We start from the raw sequence: 19,333 nt of genomic DNA, 5'->3' as shown, positions 1-19,333 counted from the left end.
GGTTACTCGATGTCGCTCTTCGTCAATCGATCGCAGACTTCGGAGCTCTGCACGTCATTCGGCATGGGCCGGATGGCGTGCACCTGTATTTCTATGTGTAGTTTACCCACATTTTATGACGGACGCAATCCCGGGGTGGCTCTATGTCAATAACTGTGGGATCCCTGAGGAGGGTAAGAATCCAAGCAACATCTTCCGGCGATAGCGATCGCGATTTCGAAAGCCATAGCTCACGCGTTTGAGCTGTTTCATTTTCGTGTGCAACCCTTCGAGGTACCCGTTGGTCCATCGTTCTGGTTGATCCCAATGCGCCAAGAGCGTCGGCTTCCACCGACGAATGAGGCCGGCCCAGACGCGACCTTCGGCGTGGTCGCATGCATCCGCGTTGATCAGCCAACGGGAGAGATGCTGTTCGGCGTCGGCACGGGTCGGTTGAGCCCAGAAGTCCCGGAGACTCTCTTTCAGCGCATGGAGCGCACCGAGCGCCGGGAATTGTTGGCGAATGCGCGTCAGGGCCGCGGCTTGCCGCGGCGTCAGACGTTCTTGCGCCTTGACCAAGGGCCAGCGTGGGATGGCGTGGCCGGTTTCTTGCTGTTCCAACCGTCGGATGTCGTCAAGCCGCCGATTCGCATCGTGAACGACGTGAAACGGATCGGCGACCACGCGCAGCTGGTCGGAGCCCCACCGCTCGAAGCCCTTGCGATAGCTCGCCTTGAGGTCGCAGGTGCCAACGCGAACGCGCGCCCGCACGGACGCCGGCACGGTTTGCCACCACGCATCCCACGTGCGGATGCGGTCATCCGTGAGGACCGTAATCAGGCGGCGCACGGGCGCTTGCATCGCGAGGGTGATGCACAAATCGGTCCCGCGAAAGCTGTGCTCATCCACACTGAGCACCAGATCGCCGGGGACGTCCCACCAGCGTGGCGTTTCGAGGGGCACCACGCGGTCCACCAATCGACGCAGGACACCGGGCCCCACGCCCAACATCGCCGCCGTGCCGCGGAAGCTCCCGCGTTGCAAAGCCAGTAGAGCGGCCGCTTGCGCGACCGGCGTCAATCGTTGCCAGGGTCGCAACTGTCCCGGACGGTCGACCACGGTGCGCCGGCAGGCGGTACAGCGCCACCGCTGCGGCGTCCACCGCAGGTGGACCCAATGCACGCCAACCCACTGATGGCTAACTTGGCGGGGTGCGAGACGGCCATGCCGATGCCACCGTCCGTGCCCGCAAGGACATGGATCGGGCTTGTGACACACGATCTCCACAATTTTGCCGCCGTTCGTCGCGTCGTAAACGTCGATGACGTCGACCCCTTGGAGTTCTAAGAGATTTAGGATAGGCTGATTCATAGGAAGCACTCCTCTGCGTTTGATGTCGCGATCACACAGATTGGATGTGCTTCCGTTCTTTTCCTTCCTCTTCGATTGTCAACGTGCCAATCCCACAGGTTTATCCTAGAGCCCGCGGGACGGCAATTTCAGCGTGGCTCCGTGGTAACATGAATGGACATAGGTTATCGTAGTTGAATTTGGTGCCCCACCGAGGAGGTTCTGTGGTGACAGGCCGTTTACTTATCGGCGCTCCCGCCAGTGGAAACGGGAAGACCACCATCACGTTAGCGTTAATGGCGCTCTTGACATCCCAAGGTAAACGCGTGCAAGGGTTCAAAGTGGGACCAGATTATATTGACCCGTCCTTTCATCATCTAGTTACGGGCCGGCCATCTTATAACTTGGATATTTGGATGGGCGGAGAAGCGGACGTTCGTCGAACGTTTTTGAGGCACAGTCAGGATGCAGATATCTCGCTCATCGAAGGCGTCATGGGGTTGTTGGATGGCGTGTCGTCGGACGCCAACTGGGGATCGTCCGCGCACGTGGCCGAATTGTTGGATTGCCCTGTCCTTTTGGTGCTCGACATTCATGCCATGGCGCGATCGGCGGCGGCTATCGTGAAGGGATTCCAGGTTCTGGCCGGCGATGCAACCCTTGCGGGAGTCATCCTGAATCGGGTCGGCAGCGCGCGCCATGCGGCGATGGTACAGTCTGCCATTGAGCAGGAGACCGGCGTTCCCGTGTTGGGCTTTCTCCGACACGACGAATCGGTCATATTGCCAGAGCGACACCTGGGACTTGTCACGGCCGAGGAAACGAGAGAAGATAGTCGCCGCAAGCTTGACGTCGCGGGACAGCTGTTGGGAGAGAATTTGGACCTCGATAGACTCTGGCGCGTGGCGATGGCCGATGAACATTCCGAACTCGCGGACCCACTCCCCCATTGGTCCCGGCCCGCAAAACGACCACGCGTCGCCATCGCTTTCGATCGGGCTTTCAATTTTTATTATCCGGCCAACCTGGATTTGTTGACGGCCATGGGGGCCGAATTGTTGTGGTTTCGACCGACCTTGGGGGAGCGCATTCCCTTGGGGGCGACGCATCTATATTTGGGCGGGGGATTTCCGGAAGAGTACGTGGAGGATCTCGTCCAACATCCTGGCATGATGCGTGATGTTCGTGACCGCATTTTATCGGATGGACTCCCAACATTGGCTGAGTGCGGCGGATATATGTTTCTGGGAGAGGCCATATGGTCCCATGGGCAGCGATTTCCGATGGTCGGGGCTATTCCCATGGAAACGGAGATGACACCTTCGTTGCAGGAATTAGGATACCGCGAGCTTACCGTACTGTCCGACGGGGTTTTTCCGTCCGGCAGTCGGTTTCGAGGACATGCCTACCATCATTCCAAAATCCATCGTGCAAGCGGGCTGGTTTCGGCTTATGCGGTCTCGTCGGCTCGCGCGCCCATGGCTCCTGAGGGACACAGTTCCCCAACCCTTTTGGCAGGCTACAGCCACCTGTATTTTCCATCCGCTCCGGAGGCTGTTCGCGCATGGCTGGAGCAGGGGTTGGACTAAACGGCCGAGATAGAGGGTCCGGGCCAAAAGGAGGTATGATGGCTGCCATCAAATGCATTGTTCTTGATTTGGATGGGACTTTGCTGAACCGTGACCAGACGATCTCGCCGCGAACCTTGCGGGCGGTGGATGCGTGCTGGGCGCACGGGATTTCCATCGTCCTGGCCACGGGACGGCCACCGCGGGACGTACGGCATTTGCTGGTCACCGAGGCTTTGAGAGAATTTGTGATCTATCTTGATGGTGCGCTCACCATCCATGAGTCCGACGGGCTCGTCTACGACCATCGGACCATCCCTCCTTCTGTCAGCTCCCGAATCACCCAGTCCGTGTTATCCGCGGACCCTCGTTCCATCATTTCGTTTGAAGTTCAGGACGCCTGGTACTGCCTTGAATCCCAGATTGCGGATGAGGTCATCAATGCCGACTCGCCCTATCCGCCCCCTCACACGGTGGATGAAGTGCAGATACAAGCGCTCTCACCCACGAAAATTATTTTGTCGGGGAATGCGAACTGGGAACGCGTCCTTCGCCCGTTTGACCCCTATGTGCAGATTCGGGCAACGCCGGATGGGGCACTCATCCAGGTCATGGAAAAGTCCGTATCCAAAGAGAGCGCGCTGAGCCGGGTACTGAATGCTTTGGGCGTGGATCCGGAGGTCGTCATGGTGTTTGGCGATGGACCGAACGACATGGGGTTGTTTGGGCTCTGCGGGTACCCGGTGGCCATGGGGAATGCTGTGGATGCGTTGAAAGGGCGCGCCAAATACATTACCGACTCGAATGAGGATGATGGAGTGGCAGCAGCACTGCAATACCTCGGCGTCATTCCCTAAGATACCCTGTCTGCTGGCGTCCTGCCGCGTTGACAAGGCCGAACGCCTCTCATACCATGAACGGTAAGAAGTCGCGCACATCGTCCAAGGTGCTCGCCCCGTCTAGAACCGGGGATCACGAGAGAATAGGGAAACCGGTGTAAAACCGGTGCGGTCCCGCCACTGTAATCGAACCTTCGGTTCGAGAGCCAGGAGACCTGCCTTGGATGCGCAGAATCCGCCTTCGAGGAAAGGTCATGGAGATTCTTTTTCCCATCCATAGACCGTCGTCGAGACGGTCTTCTTTATTACGATGGGTGGGATGTGCGTCGTGGGCTATTCGTTCATTCTGGGTGGGGCGCGCAGCGGGAAGAGCCGCTATGCCGAAGAGCGAGCGTCCCTGCTCGCGGAACAAACGTCGTGGCCCGTAGTTTACTTAGCGACGGGGACCGTCACGGACTCGGAAATGCAGATTCGCATCGCCGCTCACCAACATAACCGTCCAGCGCATTGGACCACGATCGAGGAGCCCGTGGATGTGGCCCAGTGGCTGGACCAGCGCCAAGCGCCGGCGGTCGTCTTGCTGGATTGCCTCTCGTTGTTGCTCAATAACTGGATGTACGCCGGCTTAACCGACGAAGCCATCGCACACCGCAGTGACGCGTTGGGACGGGCTCTCGAGGCCTTCCGGTACGGTTTGGTGGTAGTGAGCAACGAAGTGGGTCAGGGCATCGTGCCCGAATATGCGTTGGCCCGGCGTTATCGCGACGCGCTAGGCCGCTTGAATCAGCAGGTGGCGCGTACGGCAGAACATGTCATTTGGATGGTTGCGGGACGGCCGGTGGATGTTCGGAAGTTGGGGCCAGAATGGTAAATACCTGGAGTCTGGGAGCCGCGGCACTGGGCGTTGACGCCCTGGTCGGCGATCCCCGTAGATGGCCGCACCCCGTGACCCTCATGGGAGTTGCCATTGGTGCTTACGACCGGCGCGTGAATCGTGATTCACTGGGCCCTGGTCGTCTGAAGATCTGCGGCATGGTGTTGGCATTGGGCATCCCTCTGATGGCCGGCGCCGCCACATGGGCCCTGGTGTGGGTTGCGGGACGTGTCTGGGCGCCACTGGAGTGGATGACCGCTATCTGGATGATATCCACAACGGTAGCCTGGAAGGGGCTGGCGGACGCCGGTCTCGACGTCTATCATGCTCTGTCACGGGGCTTGCCGGACGCCAGGTGTGCGGTGGGCCAGATTGTAGGCCGCGACACGGCTCAGCTTCCGGAAACGGAAGTGGTTCGTGCGGCTGTGGAAACGCTGGCGGAAAATATCGTCGACGGTATTGTGGCGCCCATGCTCTATGCCGTCGTCGGAGGTGCCCCGTTAGCCATGGCGTATCGCGCGGTCAATACGCTGGATTCAATGGTGGGTTACCGCAATGCTCGGTACCGGAATTTCGGATGGGCCTCGGCCCGGCTCGATGATGGCATGAATTTTATCCCCGCCCGACTGGCGGCCGCCCTGCTGTGGGTAGTGATGGCGGTGCTCGGTTTGGCCCCTCGACGGGCCTGGCGGATCATGCGGCGGGATGCGCGTCGCCATCCCAGTCCCAACGCGGGGATTCCCGAGGCGATGATGGCCGGGGGCCTGGGCGTGCGACTCGGCGGCCTCAATTATTACGGAGGTGTACCGTCCCGTCGGGCAGAGCTGGGTGACGCGACGCGTGCCTTGGAGGCTGAAGACATCGTCCGCGCGGTCCGGGTGGTCCGGTGGACCGGCGTCATGATGGGCCTGGTGTTGTTGGGCTTGGGCGCATGGCGGTGGTTGGTGCGATGAGGAGCGTATTTAAGAGCCTGGTGCTGGTCATGGCATTCGGAACCATCGTGCCCATGCCTGCCGTTACCGGTGTTGATGACGCGGCGCTTCGTCGCAGTATAGGATTTTTTCCGGCGGCTGGATGGGTCTTGGGACTCTTTCTCTGGGGCGCAATGTGGGTCACAGCACATCTCATGCCGCATGGACCGGCGGCTGTGGTCGTGCTGGCCGCGTACGTGTTGTTAACGGGGGCTTTGCATCTCGATGGCTTGGCGGATACGTTTGACGCCTTAGGGAGCCGCAAATCGGCCCCGGGCGCTTTAGCCGTGATGAAAGACAGCCGGATCGGCACCATGGGCGCGGTGGCGGTGATGCTGGTACTGATGGGAAAGGTCGTCGCTTTTGCCCATCTTTCGGCCACCGCCATGGGCGTGTGGGTGGTGGTGCCGGTCTTGGCCCGGACATCGGTGGTCTGGTTGATGATGGGGACCCCTGCAGCCCGGCCCGACGGCCTTGGGGCTCTTTATGCCCGGCAACTGTCCAAGTGGACGGTTGCTGGGGCGACGGGAGTGGGCCTCCTCACGGCGGCTGCCTTGATGCCGTGGCATGAGGCGCTGTTGGTGGTGCTCCTCGCCGTGGCTTCGACGGTGCTATGGGCGCGCCTGATCCGGCACCGGTTTGGCGGGTCGACCGGCGACACCTACGGTGCGCTCCTCGAAATTGTCGAATGGGTCGGGTTTCTCGCCGTCACAGGAGGATGGGGCTATGGACGGTAAGCCCGCCGTGCACGGCGGCCAAATACATCGAGCAGCCCGCGACTTAGGCCTGCCGTTGACCCATATTCTCGATTTCAGCGCCAACATCAATCCGTTGGGTCCGCCCGAAACGGTACGCCGGGCATTGGTGCAAGCGCTGGACGACATCTGCTTCTATCCCGACGCCACCCAGGCGGAAGCCAAGTGTGTCATTGCCGATCGCTATCAGGTGCCGGAAGCCAATGTCCTCATCAGCAACGGGGCCACGGAAGCCATCGATCTCGTGCTTCGCGCATGGAATCCAACCCGCGTATGGATTCTGGAGCCCGCATTCAGCGAATATCGTGCGGCAGCCCTGAGGAATCGTCTGGCCGTCGTGTCGGTTTCGCTCGCATCTCCTGATTTCACGGCGCCCTGGGACCGCTTGATCGAGGAAGCGCGGCCGGGTGACTGTGTCATCTGGAACAATCCGCACAATCCCAGCGGACGTCACGTCCGACGGAGTGGTTTTGCTGCACCCCTGCAGGCGTTGGCGGAACGCGGGGTGGCCGTGCTTATCGACGAATCCTTTATGGACTTTCTCCCCGACGAGGCGGAGAACACCGCCGTGTCCGAGGCTTTGCAGCCGGGCTCTGGGGTGGTCGTGGTAAGGTCGCTGACGAAGTTTTTGGCGATTCCTGGCCTGCGATTAGGGTACGCGATCGCGGATCGTTCCTGGGTGGAACACCTCGATCGCGTGCGCGATCGGTGGAGCGTGAGTCACCTCGCTCAAGTTGCGGGGGCGGTTGGCCTGCAAGACCAGGCGTTTCGAGACGACACGGCGAACTGGCTTCGTCGGGAACAGCAACGGGTCGACGCAGTCTGGGGACCGAGCGCCCTGTATCAGCGGCACCCAACATCGGTCAACTTCTTTTTGATGCGCTGGGCCGATGATGAACGGTCTCGGCTTTTGTCGCAGGCCCTTTTTCATCGCGGCATCTTGGTTCGGCTGTGTCAGGACTTCTCCGGGTTGGGGCTGGCGTATTGGCGTGTGGCAATTCGAAGTCAAGCGGAGAATGACGCGTTCCATTCGGCGGTGCAGGAGATTTTGCAGGAGGAGGGAGAACGATGGCCAAAAGTGTGATGGTGATGGGCACATCGTCTCATGTGGGCAAAAGTGTGTTGGCCACGGCATTGTGCCGAATTTTTCGACAGGACGGTCACCGCGTGGCACCCTTCAAGATCCAGAACATGTCGCGGAACTCCGCTGTCACCCCAGACGGCTTGGAGATGAGCAGGGCTCAGGCGACTCAGGCCGAAGCGGCTGGGGTTCCGCCCAACGCGCACATGAACCCGATATTGCTGAAGCCGACCGATGGGCGATCCTCCCAAGTGATCGTCCAGGGACGGGTCTACGCCGACCAATCGGCAGCGTCCTACATGCGATCGGATAAGGAGGAGTTGTGGCGCGTTGCCGAAGAGAGTTTTCGTTACCTGTCGGAGCGGTTTCCGGTGATTGTCATGGAAGGGGCCGGAAGTCCCGTCGAAATGAATCTCAAGGCTCGGGATTTAGCGAACATGCGTGCGGCGGAGATGGCGGACGCCGCCGTTCTCTTGGTGGCTGATATCGAGCGCGGCGGGGTGTTTGCTGCGGTCGTTGGGACCCTGGATTTGTTGGAGCCGGCGGAGCGAGCGCGGGTCATGGGCATCGTGATTAACAAATTTCGTGGCGACACGACGTTGTTCGATGACGGAGTGCGATTTCTGGAGGAGCGCACGGGGATTCCCGTTCTCGGGGTGATTCCGTATCTGCCCGACTTGGCCATTGACGAAGAAGATTCCCTGGGACTCGACGCACCGCGTTATGAGCCGCGCCACACGGGGGGCCTTCGTATTGGGATTGTCCCGCTGCCCCACGTCGCCAACTTCAGCGATGTGGACCCCTTGTTTTGGGAACCGGATGTGGACCCATTTTTTGGTCGAAACCCGGAGGATCTGCGCGACGTCGACGCCATTATCGTGCCCGGGACGAAGAACACCATGGACGACTTGGCATGGCTTCACGCAACGGGATGGTCAGACGCGCTTCAGCATGCGCGATCCCGGGACTGTCCAATCCTCGGTATTTGCGGAGGATATCAGATGCTGGGCCAGGTTGTCCGCGACCCCGACGCTTTCGAATCACATCGCCTTGAAGTACCCGGACTGGGATGGGCGCCCATCGAGACCACACTGGTCTCGCCCAAACGCACGATCTGGGTAGAAGGGCAGCTGGCCGGCCCTTGGACGTCGGTCCCCATTAAAGGCTATGAAATCCATATGGGCCAAACCATCTCCGTCGGGAACACGGCTCCGCTCGCGGCCGTCCGTGCGGCGGGCGAGACCAAATGGCGGCCCGACGGTATCGTGCTCGAGGACATGGCGGTGGTCGGCACGTATCTGCATGGCATCTTGGATAACCAGGGCTTTCGCGAACTGTGGCTCAATCAGGTACGCCAACGGGCGGGCGTCGGCCCGAAGCGGTCGACCTTGTCCGTGGCCGCTCTGCGAGACCGAGCCTATGACCGATTGGCTACCGCGGTGCGGGGACATCTCCGGTTGGACCTCTTGTACACCGCCATGCGCATGGGCCAGGACACGTTGAACGAATTGGGGGATGAGAAGCATGGCTCGATATCCTGAACGGATTGTCTGCTTGGCGGCGGAAATCCCCGGGATCTTGGCAGAACTGGGGGCGTTGGATCGCGTGGTGGGCATTTCCGCCTATACGACGTATCCGTCGGAGGCTTTGACCATTCCCAAAGTGAGTGGATTTCAGCACGGCAGCGTAGACCGCATTTTAGCCCAACAGCCCGACTTGGTCATCCTGACGTCGACCGTCCAGCAGAAATTGGCGGCGGGCCTGGTCGAGCGGGGGGCGTCCATCCTTCACCTGAATCCGCATCGCTTAGCGGATTTATTCCGCAACGTGTGGCTATTAGGGGCAACGGTGGGTGAGAATGTAAGGGGCTCAGACCTGGTACGGCGGTTAGAAGGCGAAGTCGAGGCGGTGCGCCACGCGTCCCAAACGCTCAAGCGTCGACCCCGCGTATATTTTGAGGAGTGGATGGGTCCCTTGATTGCCGGCGTTGGCTGGGTCAGCGATCTGATTGAGACGGCCGGCGGGACCGATGTTTTTCGCGAGCGTTCGCTGGCCGGACGGCAGGCCCGTGACCGGGTCGTGGCACCAGGGGAGTGGATCGTGGCTCAACCGGACATCATCTTCGCATCATGGTGCGGAATACCATTCCAAATCGACCAGATGCGCTTGCGCCCTGAGGCGGCACAGGTGCCTGCGGTGCAAACCGGCCGCATCTACGAGATGGACGGGACGGTGCTGGAGTGCGGGGTTCGCTTGGTCGACCGTCTCCAGGAGATGGCGCAGATCATTCGGGAGGCGGTGTGATGAGCCTGCCGTCTCAATGGAGATCGCGCTTGGTCGACGGGCCGCCGCTCGACCCATCGACCATGCGTCGAGCCCAAGCGCGATTGGATGATCTGACGAAGCCGCGCGGCAGTCTCGGCCAGCTGGAGCCGCTCGTTGTGCAGTTGGCGGGCATCAGGGTCAGGTTGTCCCCCGCATTGCGAAGCCCTTAACCGTCATTTTTGCTGCCGATCATGGCGTCGCGGAGGAAGGTGTCTCCGCCTATGGGCAAGAAGTGACCGAAGAAATGGCCGTCAACGTGGCGATGGGCAGTGCGGTCTCGAGTGTCCTGGCGCGCGGCGCGGGTTCGGATCTCTGGCTCATCGACGTAGGCATTCGGCGGTCGGTGCGCCATCCCGGCGTCCGGGTCCGGAAGGTGGCACGGGGTACCGGCAACATTGCGCGGGGGCCGGCCATGACCGTCGAGGAATTGGATGCCGCGCTGGAGGTCGGTTGGCAAACGGCGGTTGAGGCCGTCGGTCAGGGCCACGACTTGGTGATTCTGGGCGAAATGGGGATCGGCAATACCACCGCGGCGTCCGCGATGTCAGCATGCCTTCTCGGGGTTGTGACGGCCGATGTTGTCGGTCCTGGCACGGGAATTGGATCTGAGGCGTTAGCCCGAAAATCCGCGGTCATTGACACCGCATTGGAGGTCAACCAGCCTAACGACCAGGATGCCTGGGATATTTTGCGAAAGCTGGGCGGCTTCGAAATCGCGGCCATGACGGGCGCGGTGCTGGCCGCTGCGGCCCACCGCGTGCCCATTTTGTTGGACGGCATGACAACGGGGGTGGCGGCATTGGCAGCGGTGCGCATGGTGCCGGCCACGCGGCCCTACTTGATTGCCGGCCATTGTTCTCCGGAACCGGCGCATCAGCGCCTGCTGCACGCGCTTGAACTCACGCCGCTGCTGGATTTGGGCTTGCGGTTAGGAGAAGCGTCGGGGGCCTTGCTGGCGCTGCCGCTCGTGTCCCAGGCATTAAAAACGATGGCCGAGACCGCGACCTTTTCGGACGCGCGGGTGACCAATCCGCATGGACCGGTCATCGCAGGAGAACCCGCCGGGGAGTCACGCAACGATGCACCGGTGGCGCTGGGGTTTTCGCCGGCTGAAAAAGATGCGGTCTATAAGGTGATTCGGGCTCGGCGGGACATTCGGGTTTTCCTGCCCGATCCCGTTCCCGATGACATCTTGGGACGGATCTTGGACGCCGGGCACCGGGGACCGTCCGTGGGGTTCATGCAGCCGTGGAACTTTCTGGTCGTCCGTGACCAAGAGACGCGTCGGCGCCTTCAAGAGCTAGTCGAGCGCGAGCGGGTCATCGCGGGCCAACATTATCCGGATTCCCAACGTGATTATTACTTACGATTGAAAGTGGAGGGGCTGATGGATGCACCCATCACACTCTGTGTGACGAATGATCCCACGCGGGGCGGCCCCCACGTCTTGGGACGTAACACCATCCCCGAAACCGACCTGATGTCTACGGCTTGCGCCATCGAGAACATGTGGCTGGCCGCGCGGGCGGAGGGTGTGGCCGTGGGGTGGGTGAGCATGTATCGCAAGGAAGACGTGCGGGAGGTGCTGGGCATCCCGGATCATGTGGATCCCGTCGCGTTACTGACATTAGGGTTTACCCCACATTTTCCAGACATTCCGGTACTGGAGCGGGTGGGATGGCGGAAACGTCTGGACCTGACAACCTTGGTCTATGAAGAGAGATGGGGCACCCCTGTACGGCAATAGGGAAGGAGAATCGGAATGCGGATTTACACACGCGGCGGAGACCGTGGGAAGACTAGCCTCATCGGGGGGACACGCCGTTATAAAGATGACGTGCAGGTCCATGCGTTTGGCGCTGTCGATGAGGCCGGCGCTTTTGTGGGGCTGGCCAGTACTTATCTGGAGCAGGAAGGCTATGCCGATATGGTGGCGGTGTTGGGGGAGGTGTCGCAAGTGCTGTGGGATGTTGGGGCGGACTTGGCTGTTCCCGCGTCCGTGGAAGATCATGCATTTCGCACGTCCGCCGATGCGGCATCGTCGCTGGAGCCTCTGATTGACCGGTACGCAGCTGAGACCGAAAAGATTCAGAAGTTTGTGCTGCGCGGGGGGAGTTTCGGAGCGGCTTATTTGCACGTCGCCTGTACCGTCGTGCGCCGCGCGGAACGCCATGTGGTGGCCTTGATGCGGACCGAGCCCATTCACGAGCCGACACTTCGGTACCTGAATCGGCTGTCAGACCTCTTGTTTGTCATGGCTCGAGCCGCGAACGGACGCAGTCACACGGACGATGTGGCTTACCGCAATAGTCCCGATGTGTTCCGGTGATGCGCTGCGGCGCATGGCGCCAATACGAGACGTGGACGGTCGCGAATCCTGTTCGGACCGTCCACCAACACCCGAAGACATTCCGCCTATTGAGCCGCTAGCTTTAATTGAGGGTGGAGCAGTGTGACCAATTCCTTTAATCCCATCACCAACGCCGGAGAAGGTTCGTTGACATATGACGAGTTAGGGACGAGGTAGACGTGGCCGGTTTTGACCGCGGTGATGGCGGAAAATCCGGAAATGCTCTCTTCCGTGGAGACCGTCGTCCCCGATTCCGGGTCAATCAGGATATCGTCGGGATTAGCCTTAACGACCTGTTCGGCGGTGACCTGTGGGTACGACTGTGTCGACATTTGTGCTCCCACATTGGTCGCGCCGGCCATGTCGATGAGGGAATTGAGGAACGTGTGGGGGCCGGCGGTATAGAGCCCACCCAAATCATAAAAGACGGTCGGCCGAGTGTTGACGCGGCGAACTTTCTGTTCGATCGCGGCAATTTGCTGTTTCATGTGCGCGACGGTGGCTCGCGCCTGAGCGGTTTTGCCGGTGGCGCGCCCCACCAACAGGATGTCATGGTAGATGCCCCGAATGGACGTCGGTTGCAGCACTAAAACGGGGATATGGAAGCGCGCCAAGGCACCAAGCCCTTTGATGCCGGTGGTGGCGATGACCAGATTGGGCTTGGCCGCCACAATTTTTTCCACGCTAATGCCCGGATATGAGGGGCCGATGTTGGGAATTCCATGCAGTTGATGGTGCCACGGGGATGGCGTGTATTCAAACGTCGCCTGGTCGGTGCCCACCATTCTGCTCTTTAAACCTAAATCCAGTGCAATTTCGGCATTGCTGGGCTCCAAGGTGACAATCCGCGTCGCGGCCTTTTTCAACGTGATTGTGTGGTGCAGGTCGTCGGTGATGTGAATCGGAGTCGGCGAACTTGAGGCGACACTGGCTGTTGTTCCGCATCCGGCTAAAAGACAAGTTCCCATTGTTAGGCTCGTGATGATGCCGAGCCACGCCTTAGACATGGTCATCCTTCTCTCGATATAGAGTGAACCTTAGGCGAGAAGGGCCGCATAAAAAAGAGGCGGCGCCTGACAACCCGCAGGCTCGCCCGAATATTTGCAGGTAGGTCTCCTGGCTCTCGGATCATCGCGTGCGACCGGCCTTCCAATGAATGTTGTGGCGGGTCTGCTCCCCGTAAACAGTGGCGGGTGCCGCTCAGGATTTTCACCTGATTCCCTGTTATACACCTACAATTCGGTTGTCTCGAGTGTATAGATGTTGGCGTCGGTTGTAAACGAAATCCAGCCGATTCGCCTTTCTCAACAAGGGCCTGTCCCGAGCAACAAAGGTAGGCCACGGAGGGCGGGGAATTTGGGGCATATGGACAAAGCGTGGGGGGACTCGTAGGCCGCACGCTCGTCCTCTTAGCCCTCAGCATATGTCTGAGTCAGTGGCTTTCGGGTCCACCGTAGCAGGCAGGAGGCCCCCGTGTGGCGTTTCGGCGGCGGTTCGGGCCACCCACGATAGTGGCTTCACCATTCATCTCCACATGATTATGTCTAATAATCGGATAGACATTATAGCTATTCATTACTATAATGACATCCATGACGCGCGACATGCTGCGGACGTCTATTTGGGAGGCGCTGGAATTTGGGCAAGTCAGTCGAAGAGATTAAAGCCGAAAGCCGCCACCTGCGGGGTCACGTCTATGAGGATATGTTTGCGTCGGTGGACCCTGGGGTTTCCGAGGAAAGCCGTCAGATTATGAAGTTTTTCGGTCTCTATATGCAAGATAACCGGGACGAGCGAAAGCAACGCAAGGCTGAGGGGCTCGATCTACACTACTCTTTCATGGTCCGCATTGCCTTAGCGGGGGGGCGGCTCACGGCCGAGCAATACCTGGCCATCGACGCACTGGCCGACGAGATTGGCCTGGGCCACTTTCGGTTGACCTCACGGCAAGCCATTCAAATGCATGGTATTGCGAAGCCGGGCGTGCACCGGATCATCTCCCGACTCCATCAACTCGGGGCGACAACCTTGGCGGGGTGCGGCGATGTGGAGCGCAACGTCATGACCTGTCCCGTCCCCGACGGGGGACTCCGCGACGAAGTAGCTGCGGTCGCAGACCGCCTGGCTCGGCACTTAAAACCGAAGACGGGCGCCTACCTTGAGCTCTTTGTCAACGGCCAGAAAGTATATGACATGCAAGAAGACGAGCCCCTCTACGGCGATACCTATTTGCCCCGAAAATTTAAAACCGGTTTCGCGGTGGAAGGGGATAACTGCACCGACATCTACAGTGACGACCTCGGGATTGTGGCCCACCCCGACGCCGACGGGCGACTGGCCCTGTTTTCAATTCTTGTCGGGGGTGGCCTTGGTCACTCTCATGGTCTTCCCAACACGAAAGCCTTTTTAGCGAAACCCTTGGGTCGGGTGAAGCCCGAGGACTTGACCGCAGTGGTCGAAGCGGTGGTTACAACCCAGCGCGACCACGGCAATCGCGAGAACCGCAAATATGCCCGGATGAAGTATTTGGTGGAAGAGTGGGGTGTCGACGCCTTTCGAGCGGAAGTCGAGCGACGCTCCGGGGTTCATTTGCTGCCGGCCGAGCCCATTCATTTCGGCCCACCCCAAGATCATTTAGGTTGGCACCCGGGGGAAAACGGTGTCGGGCATCTCGGGCTTTTTATTCCCGCTGGACGGGTGCAAGGGCCGGTGCGGGAGGCGTTGCACACTATTCTTAGTGAACTGGGCCCCAATCTCCGCGTCACGGCCCAGCAAAACCTGCTCCTGATTGGTCTCTCCGCCGAAGAGGCCCGACGGGCCGAACAAATTTGGACCCAGCACGGCCTGGCGCTGGCAGAGGCGATGCACCCGGTCTCTCGGATTTCCATGGCTTGCGTCGCGCTCCCTACGTGTGGGCTCGCCTTGGCAGAAGCTGAACGGGTGTTTCCAGCCGTTTTAAAGCAGGTGGATGAGCTGTGGGCCCAGCTTGGTCTGGCCGAGGAGCCCTTGGTCGTCCGGATGACCGGATGCCCCAACAACTGCGTCCGCTCGGAAATGGCGGAGATAGGTGTCGTGGGAGCCAGCCCCGGCAAGTACCATATCTATCTCGGAGGAAGTCCGAAAGGCACCCGTTTGGCTCAAAAGATATTCGACCGCATTCCCTTTGACGACTTAGTGCCCACCATCTCCCCCTTGTTGCGTTGGTATGCCGAGGAACGGCGAGCGGGCATGGCGTTTGGGGATTGGGTCGCCGACCAGGGTATCGACCGCTTACAAGCACGGATACAGGAGGTTCTGTCATGAATTTAGTCGAGCGAGTGGCGGAGGCCAAACACCTGACGGGTCAGACGCCCGAACACATCATCGGATGGGCATTGGAGACCTTTGGGGACGGGCTCACGATCGCGTCGAGCTTTGGCGTCGAGGATGTGATGTTGATTGATATCGCGGCGCGTCTCACCCCGCACCCAGACGTGTTTTTCTTGGACACTGACCTCTTGTTTCACGAGACATACCAAACCGCGAAAGCGATGGAGGCGCGCTACGCCATCCGTCTTCGCCGCATTCGCCCGGAATTGAGCCTCGACCAACAGGCGCAGCAAATGGGAGAACAACTGTGGGCGCACGATCCGGACGCTTGCTGCAATCTGCGCAAAGTGCAGCCCTTGAACCAAGCTCTGACTGGGTACCAGGCTTGGGTGACGGGCGTACGCCGGGAACAAAGCCCCACCCGCGCCCATGCGGAAGCGGTGGAGTGGGATGCCAAGCACAACCTGGTCAAGATTAACCCGCTCGTCATGCTGTCCACCGATGACGTGTGGGACTACGTGAAGACTCACGGAATTCCTTACAATCCGCTCCATGACATGGGATTTCCGAGCATTGGCTGCATGCCCTGCACCCGGGCTATCAAGCCCGGAGAAGATCCACGCGCCGGACGCTGGTCAGGATTTGACAAACAGGAGTGTGGGCTTCACCTATGACGCACAAACGCGAGATTAACCTTACCGAATTCCTCAAAGTAGGGCCGACGGAATCTCGGGATGCTGAGCTCTTAGCCCACGGAGCTTATGCGCCGCTGACAGGCTTCATGAACCGAGACGAGTACCGAAGCGTGCTGGAATCGTTGCACCTGCCCCAGGGTGCCGTGTTTCCTTTGCCGATCGTATTGCCTGTGGAAGAAGCCGTGGCCCAGACACTGCGCGTGGGCGATGTGCTGACGATTAACGACGGCGAAGGATTGAAGGCGGAGGTGCGCGTAGAGGATCTCTTTCGGCGTGATTTAATGGAAGAGGCTACGCGCGTATTTGGCACCACCAACCTCGCCCACCCCGGTGTGGCAGGATTACTGCGACAAAGTGCCTGGTGCGTTGCAGGACCCGTAGACGTGAAGTCTCTAGCCCCATCGCCCTACTTAGAGCCGGCATGGCCCGGCGAGGTGAAGCGGGAAATTTCCCGGCGGGGATGGCGCACGGTGACCTTCTTTCAAACCCGCAACCCGACTCACCGCGCCCACGAGCACATGCTGAAAATGGCACTCGAGATGACCGATGGGATTGTGCTGCATCCCTTGGTCGGGCCAACCAAGTCCGACGACGTGCCGCCCGCCATCCGGATGCGCTCCTATCGCGCCCTCATTGAGGAGTACTTCCCCAAAGAACGCATTTTGCTGGCCACGTTTGGCGCAGCCATGCGCTACGCCGGCCCACGAGAAGCGGTCTTTCACGGCCTGGTGCGGAAAAACTACGGGGCGACCCACTTCATCGTAGGACGCGATGCTGCCGGAGTCGGCAACTTTTACGGAGCGAACGATGCCCGTCTCTTGTTCGAGCGTTTGGCCGCGCACATGGGATTGGTGCCACTCACCTTCGATAAGATTGGATATTGCCCGAAGTGCTTGGGAATGGCTTCCCAGAGGTCGTGCCCGCACCAGTCCCTCTGGTTGTCCATGTCAGGGACCATGGTCCGAGATTTGCTCTCCCAGGGTAAGCGTCCGCCGGTGGAAATTATGCGGCCCGAAATCGCCGACATTTTGGTGGAGGTCTATCGATCTCAGAAAGGATAAAGGCACATGGGCTACTTCCCTATCATGTTGGATGTCGGCAGACGCTCGGTCGCATTAATTGGTACCGGTGCGATGGCGCGTCAAAAGCTTCAGGCGTTGGCTTTGGCAGAGGCGCGGGTGGAGATCTTTGATACCATGCTGGACACGACGGTAGCGCCCTTGATCGGAGGCCGCGTGAGCTATACGCCCCGTTTTCCCACAGCCGAGGATCTCAAAAACCGGGTCTTGGTGATCGCCGCGCATCATGACCCGGCCGTCAACCGGGCGGTCAAAAGGGTGGCCGACCAGATGGGCGTGCTGATTAATGTGGTCGACACACCCGCATGGTCCGAGGTCTTCATGGTCAGTCAACTCCGGCGGGGCGACCTCGTCATCGGGGTCTCGACCAGCGGCCGGGGCCCGGGCTTGGCTCGGAGAATTCGAGAGCAGTTGGAACCCCTTTTCGATGACGGCTGGGCGGAACGGCTAAAAGCGTTTTCGGTCACGCGCGCTCAGATTCGCCAGCGCCAGGTGGGCCACATGCGTCAGGAAGCTCTCGCGGCACTGGAAGAACAGACGATGGCCGCATGGCATGAGCGACTGAGAAAGGAGGGCGGACGATGACGGGAACGGTCTATTTGGTGGGAGCAGGTCCGGGCGATCCCGAGCTTTTGACGGTGAAGGCCCGGCGCCTTCTGGGGGAGGCGGATGCCGTACTCTACGATCGTCTGGTCCATCCCGAGGTCCTTCAGTACGTGCGGCCGGGCGCCTTCCGGCAATGTGTGGGGAAAGCCCCCGGTGGCCACGGTTGGAGTCAAGAGGCCATCAACCACGAGCTCATTTTAATGGCACGCCGCTTTGCCAAGGTGGTGCGTCTGAAGGGCGGAGACCCCTTCCTGTTCGGCCGCGGGGGAGAGGAGGCGATAGCGCTGCATGACGCCGGCATCCGAGTCGAAATCGTGCCGGGGATTTCGTCTGCATGGAGCGCTCCGGCGCTTGGCGCGGTGCCAGTGACCCACCGTGGGGTGAGTGCCGCCTTGATGGTGGTGGAGGGGCATGACCCGGACACGATGGAGTGGGACATTCTCAGCAAGACCGAAGCCACCCTCGTGCTGTTGATGGCGATGGGCAATAGTCCCATCATTGCCGCCGAACTCGTGGCCCATGGTCGTTCGGGCAATACACCGGCAGCCGTCATTGAGCGCGCTTCCTACTCTGACCAACGGGTGGTGCGCACCACGTTGGCACAGTTGGCGACGGTGATTGATAAGGAGCAATTGTCAAACCCAGCCGTAATCGTCATCGGAAAGGTGGTAGACGTGTTGCCGCCAGGGCTGTTGAGCCAACTGACATCCGAGAATCCAGCTCGATTCGCGTTGTAAGGGGAACTCCCCGAATCGGGCCAGACACCGCCCAGCAGGAGGGCGGTTTTGTTTGTGCCTGGGGATATGTGACCCGTGGCGGCCTCGTTGTGTCGTGGGGGCACGGAGCGTTAGTGGACCTCGCACCGAGCGAACCCGGATGATGGACAACGTACCGGAGCAAGCCATGCCGCCAACCGCGGCAGTTTTGCGGAGCCCTGGTTTCGTCTGGCGCTGAGACTGTGGTCCGGTCCACCACGCACCGATCGGGATCCGGAAAATTCTGTCATCGTTGTCTCTAACGGTCGATGCGTTTGAGAGGATGGGCTACTTGCATTCTAAGGTTGGATGGTCTCTTGACCCATCGGGGCATTCGGCTTGTTATGTACAACACATGGTTGAAGAGGCCTTCGGCCTAATCTGCTGTATTGTGCAAAACGTGGTTGGACCACCCGCCTGAGTTGGAGGCCTGCATGCACGGGCAGGATAGACGACTATTTGAATCGTTAGGTCTTTGACTCGCGTCTACCCTACAAAATAGCTCGGACCCAACTTGCGGCCCCGTCTCGTACCTATGCGGCGTTCCACCGTGCGCAACGGCTAACGCAGCGCGGGGGCTGTAACACCGCCAACACGTCCTGGAGACTGCCCTCGAGAATTGCCCGGGCCTGGGGCACCCACTCCTCAAATTTATGGAGAAGCTTGGCCCATGGCGTGTCGACGGCGAATACCTCCGTCAACCACTGCTCGGATGAGTTACTGCAGGATGTCGCTAAAGATCCGATCGATGAGCGCTTTCAGCCGGTCGCTCCGGAAGCGGTTGATGGTCCGGAAAT

General features: G+C 60.1%; 17 protein-coding genes, 1 pseudogene and 2 riboswitches. Of the genes and pseudogenes, 16 read left to right on the top strand and 2 right to left on the bottom strand.

Annotated elements, in window-relative coordinates; genetic code table 11:
• Positions 1–141: 141 nt before the first annotated feature.
• Positions 142–1,350, bottom strand: a complete 1,209-nt coding sequence (locus tag HIJ39_RS16280) for an ISL3 family transposase (protein ID WP_169101546.1) — start codon at positions 1,348–1,350, stop codon at positions 142–144.
• Positions 1,351–1,556: 206 nt separating this feature from the next.
• Here HIJ39_RS16280 and HIJ39_RS16275 point away from each other — a divergent pair, with 206 nt between their 5' ends.
• From HIJ39_RS16275 to HIJ39_RS16230, 11 genes and pseudogenes are all read left to right on the top strand, one after another.
• Positions 1,557–2,918 (top strand): cobyrinic acid a,c-diamide synthase CobB, encoded by a 1,362-nt coding sequence (locus tag HIJ39_RS16275; RefSeq protein ID WP_207711735.1) that lies wholly within the window; start codon positions 1,557–1,559, stop codon positions 2,916–2,918.
• Positions 2,919–2,956: 38 nt separating this feature from the next.
• Positions 2,957–3,754 carry an HAD family hydrolase gene (locus HIJ39_RS16270; protein WP_169101545.1) on the top strand — a complete coding sequence of 266 codons (798 nt, stop codon included), beginning with the start codon at positions 2,957–2,959 and terminating at the stop codon, positions 3,752–3,754.
• A gap of 70 nt (positions 3,755–3,824) precedes the next feature.
• A riboswitch (cobalamin riboswitch) is annotated at positions 3,825–3,973 on the top strand.
• A 91-nt stretch (positions 3,974–4,064) separates the two neighbouring features.
• Positions 4,065–4,607: a bifunctional adenosylcobinamide kinase/adenosylcobinamide-phosphate guanylyltransferase gene (gene cobU / locus HIJ39_RS16265; RefSeq protein ID WP_207711734.1), complete on the top strand. Its 543-nt coding sequence runs from the start codon at positions 4,065–4,067 to the stop codon at positions 4,605–4,607.
• Positions 4,601–5,563, top strand: a complete 963-nt coding sequence (gene cbiB / locus HIJ39_RS16260) for an adenosylcobinamide-phosphate synthase CbiB (RefSeq protein ID WP_169101543.1) — start codon at positions 4,601–4,603, stop codon at positions 5,561–5,563. Before cobU ends, cbiB begins: the two co-directional genes overlap by 7 nt.
• Complete coding sequence (gene cobS, locus HIJ39_RS16255; RefSeq protein ID WP_169101542.1) at positions 5,560–6,318, top strand: adenosylcobinamide-GDP ribazoletransferase; 759 nt, start codon at positions 5,560–5,562, stop codon at positions 6,316–6,318. Before cbiB ends, cobS begins: the two co-directional genes overlap by 4 nt.
• A complete protein-coding gene (locus HIJ39_RS16250; protein ID WP_169101541.1) occupies positions 6,308–7,420 on the top strand; it encodes a pyridoxal phosphate-dependent aminotransferase in 1,113 nt (370 codons plus the stop codon). Before cobS ends, HIJ39_RS16250 begins: the two co-directional genes overlap by 11 nt.
• Positions 7,405–8,958, top strand: a complete 1,554-nt coding sequence (locus tag HIJ39_RS16245) for a cobyric acid synthase (protein ID WP_169101540.1) — start codon at positions 7,405–7,407, stop codon at positions 8,956–8,958. Before HIJ39_RS16250 ends, HIJ39_RS16245 begins: the two co-directional genes overlap by 16 nt.
• Positions 8,942–9,721, top strand: a complete 780-nt coding sequence (locus HIJ39_RS16240) for an ABC transporter substrate-binding protein (RefSeq protein ID WP_169101539.1) — start codon at positions 8,942–8,944, stop codon at positions 9,719–9,721. The genes HIJ39_RS16245 and HIJ39_RS16240 overlap by 17 nt, the downstream gene beginning before the upstream one ends.
• Positions 9,721–10,712: pseudogene (gene cobT / locus HIJ39_RS25215) on the top strand (nicotinate-nucleotide--dimethylbenzimidazole phosphoribosyltransferase); the annotation flags it as partial. The gene HIJ39_RS16240 and the pseudogene cobT, both read left to right, overlap by 1 nt.
• Positions 10,713–10,730: 18 nt before the next feature.
• The gene (gene bluB, locus HIJ39_RS25210; protein ID WP_243239763.1) at positions 10,731–11,489 is read left to right on the top strand and encodes a 5,6-dimethylbenzimidazole synthase; all 759 of its coding nucleotides are present in this window, start codon (positions 10,731–10,733) and stop codon (positions 11,487–11,489) included.
• 15 nt (positions 11,490–11,504) lie between these two features.
• Positions 11,505–12,071 (top strand): cob(I)yrinic acid a,c-diamide adenosyltransferase, encoded by a 567-nt coding sequence (locus HIJ39_RS16230; RefSeq protein ID WP_169101537.1) that lies wholly within the window; start codon positions 11,505–11,507, stop codon positions 12,069–12,071.
• A gap of 86 nt (positions 12,072–12,157) precedes the next feature.
• Here the strand turns inward: HIJ39_RS16230 and HIJ39_RS16225 are convergent, their stop codons facing one another.
• A complete protein-coding gene (locus HIJ39_RS16225; RefSeq protein ID WP_243239761.1) occupies positions 12,158–13,099 on the bottom strand; it encodes an ABC transporter substrate-binding protein in 942 nt (313 codons plus the stop codon).
• Positions 13,100–13,181: 82 nt separating this feature from the next.
• Positions 13,182–13,343: riboswitch (cobalamin riboswitch) on the bottom strand.
• A gap of 387 nt (positions 13,344–13,730) precedes the next feature.
• Between HIJ39_RS16225 and HIJ39_RS16220 the strand changes: the two genes are divergently transcribed.
• Genes HIJ39_RS16220 through cobA form a run of 5 tightly spaced genes read left to right on the top strand, consistent with a single transcriptional unit; the run spans position 13,731 to position 18,518 of the window.
• Entirely contained in the window at positions 13,731–15,395 is a 1,665-nt protein-coding gene (locus HIJ39_RS16220) for an NADPH-dependent assimilatory sulfite reductase hemoprotein subunit (protein ID WP_169101533.1), read from the top strand.
• Entirely contained in the window at positions 15,392–16,075 is a 684-nt protein-coding gene (locus HIJ39_RS16215; protein ID WP_169101531.1) for a phosphoadenylyl-sulfate reductase, read from the top strand. The genes HIJ39_RS16220 and HIJ39_RS16215 overlap by 4 nt, the downstream gene beginning before the upstream one ends.
• Positions 16,072–17,157 carry a sulfate adenylyltransferase gene (gene sat, locus HIJ39_RS16210; RefSeq protein WP_169101529.1) on the top strand — a complete coding sequence of 362 codons (1,086 nt, stop codon included), beginning with the start codon at positions 16,072–16,074 and terminating at the stop codon, positions 17,155–17,157. Before HIJ39_RS16215 ends, sat begins: the two co-directional genes overlap by 4 nt.
• A 6-nt stretch (positions 17,158–17,163) precedes the next feature.
• On the top strand, positions 17,164–17,760 hold the full coding sequence (locus tag HIJ39_RS16205) for a precorrin-2 dehydrogenase/sirohydrochlorin ferrochelatase family protein (protein ID WP_169101527.1): 597 nt from the start codon (positions 17,164–17,166) through the stop codon (positions 17,758–17,760).
• Positions 17,757–18,518, top strand: a complete 762-nt coding sequence (cobA, locus tag HIJ39_RS16200; RefSeq protein WP_169101525.1) for a uroporphyrinogen-III C-methyltransferase — start codon at positions 17,757–17,759, stop codon at positions 18,516–18,518. The genes HIJ39_RS16205 and cobA overlap by 4 nt, the downstream gene beginning before the upstream one ends.
• Positions 18,519–19,333: the final 815 nt, after the last annotated feature.

The sequence above is a fragment of the Sulfobacillus harzensis genome, assembly GCF_012933365.1.
In the GTDB taxonomy this organism is placed as follows: Bacteria; Bacillota; Sulfobacillia; order Sulfobacillales; family Sulfobacillaceae; genus Sulfobacillus_B; species Sulfobacillus_B harzensis.
The sequence above is the reverse complement of the archived record's forward strand: the minus strand, read 5'-3'. Positions and strand labels throughout refer to the sequence as shown.